The sequence below is a fragment of the uncultured Eudoraea sp. genome, assembly GCF_947258525.1.
Lineage (GTDB): Bacteria > Bacteroidota > Bacteroidia > Flavobacteriales > Flavobacteriaceae > Eudoraea.
Genome location: NZ_CAMYIP010000114.1, coordinates 1 through 13026 on the forward strand (window position 1 = coordinate 1; position 13026 = coordinate 13026).

General features: G+C 43.4%; 7 protein-coding genes. 1 reads left to right on the forward strand and 6 read right to left on the reverse strand.

Going from position 1 to position 13026, the window contains the following annotated elements:
* Positions 1–606 precede the first annotated feature (606 nt).
* From Q0X89_RS08460 to Q0X89_RS08485, 6 genes are all read right to left on the reverse strand, one after another.
* The gene (locus tag Q0X89_RS08460; protein WP_297693099.1) at positions 607–2565 is read right to left on the reverse strand and encodes a hypothetical protein; all 1959 of its coding nucleotides are present in this window, start codon (positions 2563–2565) and stop codon (positions 607–609) included.
* A gap of 588 nt (positions 2566–3153) precedes the next feature.
* Complete coding sequence (locus tag Q0X89_RS08465) at positions 3154–4935, reverse strand: hypothetical protein (protein WP_297693101.1); 1782 nt, start codon at positions 4933–4935, stop codon at positions 3154–3156.
* 357 nt (positions 4936–5292) lie between these two features.
* Positions 5293–6504 (reverse strand): OmpA family protein, encoded by a 1212-nt coding sequence (locus Q0X89_RS08470; protein WP_297693103.1) that lies wholly within the window; start codon positions 6502–6504, stop codon positions 5293–5295.
* Between the two features lie 310 nt (positions 6505–6814).
* Positions 6815–9976, reverse strand: a complete 3162-nt coding sequence (locus Q0X89_RS08475; protein WP_297693105.1) for a glycosyl hydrolase — start codon at positions 9974–9976, stop codon at positions 6815–6817.
* A 205-nt stretch (positions 9977–10181) separates the two neighbouring features.
* Entirely contained in the window at positions 10182–11519 is a 1338-nt protein-coding gene (locus Q0X89_RS08480; RefSeq protein WP_297693107.1) for an alpha-L-fucosidase, read from the reverse strand.
* Between the two features lie 33 nt (positions 11520–11552).
* A complete protein-coding gene (locus Q0X89_RS08485) occupies positions 11553–11792 on the reverse strand; it encodes a DUF1330 domain-containing protein (protein WP_297693138.1) in 240 nt (79 codons plus the stop codon).
* A 482-nt stretch (positions 11793–12274) separates the two neighbouring features.
* On the opposite strand from Q0X89_RS08485, the gene Q0X89_RS08490 reads away from it, so the two are divergent.
* Entirely contained in the window at positions 12275–12991 is a 717-nt protein-coding gene (locus Q0X89_RS08490) for a DUF2490 domain-containing protein (protein WP_297693109.1), read from the forward strand.
* Positions 12992–13026: the final 35 nt, after the last annotated feature.

Below are 13026 nucleotides of genomic sequence, written 5' to 3' on the forward strand. Positions count from 1 at the left end.
GTGATATGGAAATCCTGACAACAACGTCAGGATTTTTTTATGAAATAAAATTGGGGCGAGAAGTCCATGCCGTATTTGGCGCAAAAGCGACATACTGCGGTAAGCCCCAGCCAGGTCACAAAGTGATATGGAAATCCTGACAACAACGTCAGGATTTTTTTATGAAATAAAATTGGGGCGAGAAGTCTATGCCGTATTTGGCGCAAAAGCGCCATACTACGGTAAGCCCCAGCCAGGTCACCAGAGAGAGCAAAACCCACCAATTTGGTGGGTTTTTTATTTTGAAGGAAATCCAAGCTCGCTTGGGTTTTCCGAAGAAATATAAAACAGCAAGCGATGGCTTGCGCGATTTTGTTCTTGGACCTTGGGGGCGCTGGGTCAGACGACCAGCGGGAGTCAACCCCGGCCAGGACGCAGGACAGGAGCACTGCGTACTTACGCTTTCCATAATACAAAGTCCGCATGCTGACTAAAGGCTTCAGCATCACGCGACTACAAGGAACGAACCTGCCTGCGGCCTTCACAGGCCTCCAGCCAGTACCTGAGAGAAGTGAAACTACGTAGTAAGGCAGAAATAAACCCTATCCGATTTATCAGATAATGGCATCAAAGTTTTCCAGAGGCCTTCAATCTCCTAACCTCTTCCCGGGCCCTTTTGATCTCCTCCATTCTTTTCTTGATGATGGCTTTGAATTCTTCGTTCTCACGAATGTTGTCGAACTGTGGATCCCTCTGTATAAAATGTAATTTACCATCATCCCAACGGTTGATGCTATCAAATTTTCTCAAATACTCCAAAGCCAGTTCTTCTTTTCCGAGAAAAGCATAGATCCCGGCATCTTCATAATAGACCGAATGTGCCTGTTGAAAATTGAGCAGTAATTTCTTATTCAACTCCAATTGATATTCCATCATCTCGATGCCTTCTGCCTCCTTATCCATAGCCACCAGAACTTGCCCGTACCTGTGCCAATCCCGCAATTCGGAAACCTGCTCTATCCCATCGCGCCTAGCTGCGTTTTCCCAGGCCTCGTAATACCTCAGCGCCTCATCGTAATCCTCTAATAGCAGGTGGAAAAAACCAAGGGCGGCGAATTTTCCCAGGGAATCTCCCCTATTAGCGATAAGCTCAATGGCTTCTTCTATTTTGCCCTGCTGTACCAAAAACCACGCTTTCAATCCATTCAGGCCAGGATTGATATCTATGGCCTTGTCAAGATAGCGAAACGCCTCTTCATGTTCCCATAAGTCCCAATATAACTCCGCCAGCGAAATATACGTTCCAAGCAATCCGCTTTCGGACCGGTCCAGCTTCTCCAATTTCTTCAATAATCGTAAGGCATTGACTATTTCACGGTTATGGACGAAATTTAACCATGCCAATTGAACAATGGCACCGGTATGATTCGGGTTCAGTTCGAGCGCCCTGTTCAGATCTTCGTTGGCCCTGGGGAGGTCATATAAAAAATCATCATAAAAAGCGCCCCTTAGCCAATAGGCATCAGCCAAATTAGGATCCAGTGAAATTGCCTTGTTGCATAACAGCAGCATACTATCTACCAGGCTTTCATTATTGAAAAATTCAAATTGATGTTGCTCCCTGAAAATACGTGCCTGTTGCACATAGGCCTGGGCAAAAGTGCTGTCCCGATCCAGACTCAACTTAAAAAGCAAATCTGCCTTTTCCAAGTTTTCGGTATGCCCCCCTTGTCCATAATTGTTCAGATACTCACTGCCCTGCAAGTAATAATCATATGCTATCAGGTCATCGGTGGGTACATATTCAATGTTTTTCATCACTTCCGGGGCTATGGTTCTCTCTAACTTTTGAGCAATCTGAGCTGTTACCTCAGCGAGTACTGAAAAAATATCTTCTAATTCCCGATCGAATTCCTCAGACCACATGTTGCGCTCCTCTGGGGCATAGATCAGTCGGGCCCGGATGATCGAACGGTCTTCCAGGCGCAGGACGCTACCTTCCAGGATATATTGTACTCCGAGTTTTTTTGCGATTTCAGCAACGGAAGAAGGATTCTCCCTGAATTGTTCCACTGACGTCCTGGAGATCACGCTTAAGCTGGGAACCCTGGAGAGGTTGTCCCGCACTCCTTCTGTAATTCCGTCACAGAAATACACATTCTTCTCATCCGGACTGTCATTTTTAAAGGGCAGGACAGCTATAGACGCTTCAGATTTGCCAAAATCGATTTTACTTTCTGCAAAGAATAGGCGTTCTATCAGCAAAAAACACAGGACTAAAGCCAGGACACCGATGATAAACTGATTCAGCCTGCGGCCCATTTTTTTGTTTTCGCTGGTCTCGGCCTGTGCGGTTCCCGTTTTTTTTAACCCCTGTGGTGTTAACTCGTAGACCCAGGCAAGCACAAGGGCAATAGGGAAGCCTACAATCAAAATCTTGGTAGTCCATGAAGCGATATCGTTTGACCATCCCAAATTGGTTCCCATTGTATTTACCACCTGCATGATAAGCCAACTGGATACGGCATATGCCGTGGCCACTTTGTAGACATTGCGATTTTTCAGTTCTTCAAAAAACCCTTTCATAAAGCTAACTCAGTTCGTTTTAATAATTCCCTGGGTAATATGCGGAATATCGTTCGTTAAGGTATACTAAGATATGATAAAAGTCAAGTTGTGCGGTTTTGCATTTGAAGCACAGGAGCGCTGGGTCAGACGACCAGAAGGAGTCAACCCCAGCTGGGTATAAAACTCCAAAATAAAAATTCTCAAAATTATCTTTTGCTTAAATACCTCAATCTTGGTTTGGACCTCGGGGCGGCTGGGTCCAACGAGTGCAGCGAAGTTAACCCCAGCCGCTAAAATCTCATTGAAAAGGCCAGCGCACCGCCTGGCTCCTCACTGCGAAAGGTCCACCGGACCTTCCTCGGTCGTTCGGCCCGGGTCAGGCGAACAAAGTGAGCCAACCCCAGCCACTGCTCCCCAATGAATTCCAAATTCCACCCCTCCGGATAGCTATCGGGACTATCGGGGCCAAATTCCATCCCGCCACCCCTAGAAAATAAATTTAAACAAAAAAACCATCCCAAGAGCTTAGCCCTGGAATGGTTATTATTGAATCGGCATAAAACAACCGCGAAGGTTTTTAGCGACAATTGCGAATACTAAAGAAGCCTAGTTTTTTGGAATTCTGTAAAGCACATTGGCGCCGGCTCCTGAAAGGTAAATGTCTCCTGAGGGGGTCACATCCACCCCGTCAAATGTAAAGGTGGGAGGAAAACCAGGCAGGGCAGGAGCACCGAGTTTCAGGTTATCTGCAACCGTGGTCACGGCGTTATTATCCTTAAGGTCGATGCGCAAGAGGCTCGATGTTCCTGTATCCACGACCAGTAACCTTCCTTTCTCATCCAAAGCCAGGCCTTCTGGGTTACTCAACACTCCTGGAGGAATGAGTACCTCAGCCCTGGGGCTCTTGCCGTCAAAATTGATCTCCCATATAATACCTGAGCCCCAATCTGCCACCCATAGGGTTTCCCCGTCCGTGACCAAACCACCGGGGGCAAATACGTTGGCCCCGTCAATTTCGAGTATCATGGATTTATCACTTGCGAAAATAACCCCGCCCTCCCCAAGGGCTGACACGATAATATCATCCTTAAATCGAACCGCATCAATGGGTACCGAAATGGAATATTCCTCCAGCACTTTTTCAGTGCGGGGGTCAAAGACCTGAACGGCGTCACTGAACCAGGAAGCAATCATCACATTGTTGCCGTCTGCAGAAAGGTTCATGGGAGATATTAGGGAGGGTGTCCCTGGCACTGGGACCAACTCACTCTTATAAGTATTTTTCTGCTTTCCGTTGGCCCTGTTGAATGCTCTCATACTGAATTGATCTCCCACGAAAACAGACCCTCCTATCACGGCCACGCCCTGGGGTGAGACCATGCCACCCGGGCTGATCTCTTGAAGTTGCCCGCCTGGCTTTAGTTTTGCAACCCAACCTTCGTTTGCATTGGTCAGATAAAGGGTGCCATCTTCGTCAAAAACCATATTGTCCATGGCCGGATCCAGGTCCGGGAGAATTACTGTTAAGTCACCCGATTCCACGTCCAGGGTAAATAACTTGCTGGACTGGTCCAGGACATATAATAAACCATCGGGACCAAACTTCGCAGCTACCGGGTTAGTGAACTCCCCTCCAAAACCGGCCAATATTTCAACGGCACCACCAAAACCATCTTGTAAGCTGCCTGTGAGGGGCAGATCACCAGGAGCTCCCACATCTACTGCGATCACTAAATTAGCTGCAAACAACGGTCCATAAAGCCTGTCGTCCGGACCAAAATCAAAGGAATTGAAAAAACCCAGTGGAAAAGGGTTTGCCTCAGAGGCCTGGATAATCGGACGGGGAGGAGTTGCAAGATTGGGGTTAAACTCATAAAGCCCGTCTCCCAGAAAATCAAGGGCCACAAACAAACGACCCTCGTTGTTGAAGGCGATTGGATTGACACCAGGCAGGGCATTTTCGGGCATGTTCATAGGTTGTTTGGTAACCATGCCACCGGGAGTCCGCCGTCCTACTTCCCCGGTTAAAATATCCGTCCAGTAGAGGGATTCATCGGGACCAAAGACAAGATCGTCGGGACTTTGTACACCGTCTGTGATTCGTTCGAGGATCTCGCCGCTGTTTTTATCCATCTTGACAATCTCCCCTCCCAGCACATTGGCAATGTAGAGATACCCATCCGGCCCTATATCTATGCCATTCGCCGATTTAAGGGCAGCTCCTTCGGCTAAAATTTGTAAACCCATGTTTTTGGATTTACCCTGTATCGCCGTGAGGTTATCCGCCTCCAGATCCGGTTCCTGGCTACAAGAATAGGCGAACAAAATCATGGCCAGCATGCTTGCTCCCAAAAGTACTTTTGACAGATAATGATTGATAGTTTTCATATTTAGAAATTTAAGGTTACACTGTTAAAATATAGGTTATTCGAAATGAGTAATATGCCGGTAATAAATTGATGACGCCTGGGACGCCGGGGAAGTTTTATATAAGATACGGCATTTATGAAGTATTCCTACAGTTTAAGGACGAACAGGTGGTTATTATGTCCGAAAGCGGGTTTAAGATTACCAAGGATCTAAGTTAAACCTCCCACATTCAAATTAAATCAAAAAAGAATGCAGTAGATGGAAAAGTCAAACTTGGTGACCTAACACCGGCCAGGTCACCAAAGAAAGCAAAACCCACCTGTTCGGTGGGTTTTTTTAAAAAAAAGCTACATCCTGCTGTATTAAGACTCTTAATTAGATTTTAGGAGCGTCCATTTTCACAAATTCTACCCTTCTGTTATTAGCTTTACCTTCGGGTGAAGTATTGTCTGCAACCGGTACATCTTCTCCAAATCCTTTTGCAACCATCCTTTTGCCATCAATACCACGGGCAACTAATTCATTTATTACGGTATTTGCCCGCTGCTCAGATAAATCTATGTTGAACTGTGCATCACCATCACTATCTGTGTGTCCTTCAACACTGAAATTTATTTCCGGATGTTCCGTCATGAGTTTCACAATTTCATTAATTACCCCCATTGACTCGAGTTTTAAAGTAGCTTTTCCCGAATCAAATTTAATTCCATTAGTAACAATTTTCCCATCAGTTATAAAACGATCATATAGTTTAACGGCACCCTCGGCTATACGTATATTTCTTATCATAGTAGGATAATCCCCGGTCTGACCAAAATCGTAGGTGCTCGCTTGAATACTTAACGCAGTAGGATTGCCCGTTACGTTTGGGATCATAACGAGTCGGTCCTGGTCTATATATATTTTGAGTGCCCTTACATTGAATGAAATGGCCACATGGCGCCAGTGTGGATAAGGTTTTTGTGATGCTTCCGGTAATTTACGCTGCATTTTACCTCCCTGATAAGAGGCCTCCTGATCATAACCCACCTCTATGGCATGTAACCCATCCGGACGTCTATTTGATTTTCCTTTGTCCCATAAGTAAACCCTGTACTTGCTTGTCCTGCTGGACAAATACATATCAAATTCAATCGTGAATTTCTCCGGAAGGTAGTCGCCTTCCTTTTTCATAAGTGGTTTAATGGTGGCCCCGGAATTTTCGATGGGAAATCGAATCACGTTTTCACCTGAAAACAAGGCATTTTCAACATAGCCATCAATTAAATCCCACTGTGAGGGAAACTCACCATTTTGCTCACCTTCTAAATTGTCTTCAAATAGTACGGTTTCGCCAGGTACAAAATCGTATTTAGACCAAGGCCTGGCGACCTGTTCATCTTTAGTTTCTTCAGGCTTCTGTTGGTCCTCTTTAGTTTGTTTCTCTTCTGCTTGAGGTTCTTCTGGTTCACCTTCCAGTGCTTTTTCGACCTCCTTCTCAACCTGCTTTTCGGCTTTCTTTTTTAGTTTACCCAATATCTGTGCTTCAGACACGGCCGGCATCTGAAGAAAAAAGCCAACTATCAGGAATAAAAATATATTTTTCATGATCTGCATGTATTAAGTTAATTTCTTTTAAGGTACAGAACAAAACTATGAAGCAACATGGAGGATGCCAATGATGTAGGTCAGGCCGAATTAGTATTACCAGGTTAAATTATACTTTAAAAGTTATAACCATTATTTTTTTCCTAAATCAATAGCCACTTTTAATACAAAATAAAGAGGGTATTTAACGCGAAGAGGAAACACCAGTGGATCGAAAAAACAAATTCCAAGCACCAAATTCCTATAATTCTATTAATTGAAGAGGTTTTGCGGTAAGTTTTTGCGTTGTGCCTTGCACTATAGCATTGGGTTATGATTTTATCTTCTTCTCCAATTGAATTTGCAGTTCACTTTTTTTCAATTGCGTATTCAGCTTTTTCAATTCTACTTCCATAAAATTTGTAAACCTCTTGTTGATACCGTCTAATCGTTCATTAAAAATTTCATACACCTCCCGCTGCTGATCCGTTGGCTTAAAATCTACCCCGTTTCCTGTAATATCACTGGCAAGGGCACTCAGTCTTCCATAAAGTTTCATCGGTGCCCTGAACGCATCTTCCCTGGCTCCGGTAAGTTGAATATCGTAGAGTGTCCCTGCTATTGATTCAGATAAGACCTGCAATTGTGTTGCTTTTTCAATATCGCCCTTCTTCTTCAATTTGGGTATGACCTCCGTAAGTTCCGAGCGAATTTCCTCAATATCATTGATCATGGTTACCGCTAAATTTATTGCATCGCGCAGTTCCAGTGAAAAAGCTACCTGTTGTTTAATTTCTTCAAGGGTTCCTTCGGTAGTAGGATCTTTTAAGACTTCTACTTCCCTTATGTATTCCTGCTCCCCAACAATTAGCTTTACCTTATACATATCCGGAACCACTTTAGGGCCGTATTGGCCGCGCATCAGGTCAAGGTCCCAGGTAACCAGAGGGCGCCATCCTTCCCCATTTAATTGTACCCATGGTCTTCCGGGAGGTGCAGTCTGCAATTTTGGCTTGTAGGTTGGTTCATAGCGCAGATCCCACATTACCCTGTTTACGCCCTGGTGCTTCGTTCCTTCCAGGGTCCTAACAATTTCATTATTCTGTGTTATTATTTGTATTTCCACATTTTGATCCGTACTGTCTTTCAGATAATAATTGATATCTGCACCATAGGCCGGGTTTTCCCCGGAGTTCATACTCGGTCCGTCAGTTTTAATACTTTGCTGCTCCTGAAAACGGTAAGCCTGGCGGAGGCTAAAGAGATGTGCTTCCTTATTGCGGGCATCAACATCAAATTCACGGAGGGGTGAAATATTATCTAATATATAATACCCTCTTCCATAAGTACCCACCACTAAGTCATCAAAACGCTCCTGTATCTCCAGCCAGTAAACAGGTGCAGGCGGAAGATTGTTTTTTAGTCGCATCCAATTCTCCCCGTCATTATGAGAAATGTATAGGCCATTATCTACCCCCAGGTACAACATTCCCTGGCGTTTGGGGTCTTCCTTGATAACATGGGCAAAGCTGTGAACCGATTTAGGAACGGAACCACTAATGAATTTCCAAGTCTGGCCGTAGTCTTCTGTTTTGTAAACATAGGGGTCAAAGTCACCCATTTGGTGTAAATCTACTGTTATATAAGCTGTTCCCTCGGCATAAACTGAAGGTTCAATATTTGCTATGGTTCCCCATTTTGGAAGATCGGGAATATTAGCTGTAAGGTTGGTCCAGTTTTGGCCACCATCCTTGGTAAGTTGCACCTGGCCATCATTACTTCCGGTCCAGATTAGCCCGGCTTCTAATGTTGATTCTGCGATACTAAATAAAACAGATCCATCAAAAGTCATCAAATTATCAATAGCAATACCCCCCGAATTTTGCTGATGGGTCTTATCATTAAGTGTCAGATCCGGGCTAATCACCTGCCAACTTTGACCGTCATCATCGCTTTTATGCACAAACTGACTGCCTACATAAACCCTGTGTTTTGTATGTGGTGAAAATGCCATGGGAAAATTCCAGTGCCAACGGTACTTAAGTTTGCCCGGCTCCCAACCGTATCCGGCTTCCGGCCAAACGCGGACGTCTCTTGCATGGCCGGTTTTAGAATTATAACGCTGCAATCCGCCATCATAGCATCCAGACCATACAATGTCATTATCAAAGGGATCGGGCTGGGCAAAACCGCTTTCACAGCCTCCTACCCCTTTCCATAGACCGAGCGGAATATAGCCCTGTCTGCTATTGCTTGGCCCTTTATATGAATAACCGTCCTGGCGATTTCCGTAGACATTATAGGGAATCTGATCGTCCACGGAAACATGATACATCTGTGCAATGGGCAGTACCACACGCTGATAACTTTTGCCGTGGTTTAATGTAATACTGGCACAACCATCGTGCGCCACCATCATACGATCCGGGTTGCCCGGATCTAACCAAATATCGTGGTTATCACCCCCGGCACTGTAGCCTCCTTTAACGGTCTTACCAGCATCTTTTGAGATGCAAAACTTTACACTTGCAAAATAGAGTTCGTTGGGATCACCGGGAGATACAGCCATTCGGGTATAATAAGGTGCACGCTCGGCAATATCGTGGTTCCGGGTCTGCAGTGTCCAGGTATTCCCAAAATCTTCGGATCTGTACAATGCGGGACTATCGATCTCAAATAAAGCATACACAATATCCGGTTCTGAAGGCGAAATGGCCACAGCAGTTTTACCTACGGGATTCTCAGCACCACCGGGAATCCCTTTTTTTGAGAGGGCCTCCCAGGATCCACCTCCGTCTACAGATCTGTATACACCTCCTCCGGGACCGCCACTTCGCAATCCCCAGGTGTTGATATGTATAGACCACATCCCCACCAGAAGTCGGTCAGGGTTTTTAGGGTCCATCGCCAACTCAGCTGCCCCTGTATCTTCATCCACAAAGAATATTTGTTTCCAGGTCTTGCCTCCATCGGTAGTTTTATAAACTCCCCGTTCTTTTTGGGGACCGTAAGTGTGGCCCAGAGCCGCGGCATATACAATATCCGGATTGGAGGGATGGACAATGATACGGCCAATTCTACCGGTTTTTTTAAGGCCCATATTTTTCCAGGTCTTGCCGGCATCTTCAGATTTGTAGATACCATCCCCCATGGCATGTGCAGGTCGAATAACAAAAGTTTCCCCCGTCCCCACCCAAATAATATCGGGATTAGTTGGTGTAATAGCAATGGCTCCAATAGAAGATACATCCTGGTCATCAAAAACCGAATCCCAGTTGAGTCCGCCATCCGTAGTTTTCCATAGTCCGCCGGATGCAGCACCGATATAATTGATCATGGGATCTCCGGGAACCCCTGCAATGGCGATAGCCCGGTTGCCTTCAGGGCCTATAAACCGGAAATTCAGAGTATCAAATACGGCAGAATCTACCTGTGAAAAAGTTGTGAATGAGCTAATAAAAAAGAATAAAAGAAAGGGTATTTTGGTTTTCATAGAATAATGGTTGGTGTTAATCTGATGAAGTGGTTACTAATATAGCCAAGATTAATGAAATAGAAAGGGTTTTTAAATTTGGAAAACCGCAGAACCGATTAGAGTCCGAATAGGCAGTCCTAAAATTTTTAAATCAAGGAACTAGCTTGGTCGGTATTAGAAATTCGCATAAAGTTGTATTCCAAATAGATGAAATAAAGCCACTTTATTTGAGCGTAATTTCGATTACAGTATCAATAGCTTCTTTTTTATCTTCGGGTATTGTGAGTTTTAATTCTCGTTTTTTCAATTCAAACTTAATCGGTGTTTTATCTTTGAAATATATTGCTTTTTTAATTTTCAGATCAAAATCCGGAATAAGTAACTCATTACCTGCTTCCTCCAGAACATGCAGATACAATTTATCTCCTCTTCGGGTAGAAATAACCTTATCATCAGCTCTGGCCAATCCTTGTCTTGTTCCATAAATGGTCTCACCATAAACAGCCAACCAGGCTCCCATAGCTTTTAAGATATCTATATGCTCTTTTTGGACTTTACCGTTTGGCATAGGTCCTACATTCAAAAGAAAATTGGCATTGTTTCCTGCCGCTTTTACCAGATAGCTGATAAGTTCCTGCACAGATTTATGCCTGTCATCCTGTAAATTAAAGCCCCACGATTGGTTAATGGTTTCGCAAGTTTCCAAAGGCAGCTTTCCAATATCAGCCCCGCCAAAACCGGTTGTATTCTTTCCCGGAAGGTCTTTTTCGAACATTTGAAAATCTTCACCCTCAAAAGGAAGTTCATGGTGGTTATTGCCAATTAATAATTTCGAATCAATATCGTGAATCATTTTATAGGTCCTTTCCAATTCCCAATCAATTCCCTCTATTCTAAATTCAACAGCTTTGTGCCAATCTTCTTTTTCCGGTGCCTGATCCCACCAGCCATCAAACCAAAACCCCGCGATGTCATAATTTTCAGCAAGTTCTTTTATTTGAGCATTTTGGTAATCCAAATAGGCGCCCCATTCCCCGGCTTCCGGCCTTCCTGTTTTCCTGGCGGTCCAACCACGGGGAAAATAGTCCTGGTGGTGCCAATCTAACTGGGAATAGTATGCAAATAATTTTACCCCCTGCTTTTGGCACTCCTGTTCCAACATTCTGAAAATATCTTTGCCATAAGGTGTAGCCTTAACAATGTTATAATCTGAAACTTTGGAATCGTACATCGCAAAGCCATCATGATGCTTGGTGGTAATGGTGATATATTTCATCCCGGCCTTTTTAGCCATTTCTACGATTTCCTGTGCATTAAAATCAATAGGATTGAAAAAGGTGGGTAATAGTTCATAGCGATCTACGGTAATATCCTGATTTTGCATCACCCATTCGGCATCACCTAGATTACTGTAAACCCCCCAGTGAATGAACAAGCCAAATTTAGCATCCTGAAACCAAGTCCGGGCTTCTAAATTCTCTTTAGAAGGCGTATATTTTTCTTGTGAATTTATTGCCTGACAAACCAGGACAAGGGAAAACAGAAAAAGTAATTTTTTCATGATCTTTATCTTTAGTTGTTATTCTTTTGCATACTAATCAAATTTTGCTGTCATAAAAGAATTAGCAGCTTCTTTGGAGGGGCACTGCATAATTACACCAAGACCTGCTGCCAGGCCATCACCTTCAACCTGTCCATGACTGGTTATTCCGGCCAGGTACTTTCCTCCGTGTTGTACCATAAGTTTATTGGCAACCGGAAGATACGCCGGAATCCAATCAGCGCTTGCTTGAGTTACATCAGGAACTGAGTAAAAATTGGTTGAATTCTCCATCACTGTATAAATATTTGTTTAAATAGTTAATAGGTTGTTTTTATCTCGCAGGAATTATTGTATTTGTAAACACGGAATATAAAATAACCTAAGCTGAAAGGTAAGGTACCAAAAAAGTAATTATCAAGCTTGGATAAAATTACTTTTGGAAAGACTATTAAGATTTAACCATTTAAATGGCTAAATCGGGATTTGTTGCAACTCGAGTAATTTCATCAAAAAAATCATACAATTAAATGTTCCATATTCCGATCCACATGAATTGGTAGAGCATTCCCGAAAACGTTATTCCAATAAAAAATATCCCGGCAATTGGCTATATCACCCTCAATAATGCTTCATTTTAGTATTTTTAGTTTTGAAAAAGCTATTAGAGATTTAATTAAAGAAGTCCTGCCTAACGCTAACGAAAAAGTATCATTTGCTTCCAGAGCATTATATAGTCAGCCTAAGTAATGAATTTTAGTAACGAATATTACCGAATGAGATTCCTGCTGAGTCTTATTCTGTGCTTTATTTTAGGACTTGAAGTGACCCTCCCTCAAGATATCGAAAAACTTGATGAAAACAATTCCGAATTCTGGACGGATGTCACTTTTGGGAAAGCCTTAAATGATAAATGGACCGTTGGAGGAGATTTAGGGTTCCGGACTACCTTAAATAAAGGTAATTTCAAGATAATCTATATAAGGCCTAATATCAATTTCAAGGTCTTGACTTACTTCAATCTAACCTTTGGTCTTGCTTCCTTTAATACGTTTAGCAGGAATTTCAGCAACGTTTTTGAATTCCGCATCTACCAGGATGCCAATTTCAAGGGTCCCAAGCTAGGGCCTTTCAATTTCATTCACCGTATAAGGCTGGAACAGCGTTTTTTTAATTTCAGTGCCGGTGAAATTAACAATGAGTTTAGTTTCAGAGGCAGGTATTTGTTAGGTACCCGTACCGAAAAGTTTGGTATGGGTGGTGAAAAAAACTGGACCGTATTTGTAAGCCTGGAACCGTTTTTCGCGTTTGGAAACGGAGTTACTGAGATTATAGCGAACAATTTTCGATGGGATACCGCTCTGTCTTATCAGGTATCAGAAAATCTACGCCTGGAATTGCACTATGTCCTTCAAACTTCCGAAATCTTTTCCAATAGCGATACAAGAGTCCTCGAAAATATTTTTAGGTTCAGGGTATTTCAAAAGCTTTAAATGATAGGTCTCCTTGTGGACCAAAGAGCCATAAT

Coding starts and splice junctions, on each gene's coding strand:
- Q0X89_RS08460 (WP_297693099.1), bottom strand. CDS start 2,565: ATGAAAGGGTTTTTTGAAGAACTGAAAAATCGCAATGTCTACAAAGTG.
- Q0X89_RS08465 (WP_297693101.1), bottom strand. CDS start 4,935: ATGAAAACTATCAATCATTATCTGTCAAAAGTACTTTTGGGAGCAAGC.
- Q0X89_RS08470 (WP_297693103.1), bottom strand. CDS start 6,504: ATGAAAAATATATTTTTATTCCTGATAGTTGGCTTTTTTCTTCAGATG.
- Q0X89_RS08475 (WP_297693105.1), bottom strand. CDS start 9,976: ATGAAAACCAAAATACCCTTTCTTTTATTCTTTTTTATTAGCTCATTC.
- Q0X89_RS08480 (WP_297693107.1), bottom strand. CDS start 11,519: ATGAAAAAATTACTTTTTCTGTTTTCCCTTGTCCTGGTTTGTCAGGCA.
- Q0X89_RS08485 (WP_297693138.1), bottom strand. CDS start 11,792: ATGGAGAATTCAACCAATTTTTACTCAGTTCCTGATGTAACTCAAGCA.
- Q0X89_RS08490 (WP_297693109.1), top strand. CDS start 12,275: ATGAGATTCCTGCTGAGTCTTATTCTGTGCTTTATTTTAGGACTTGAA.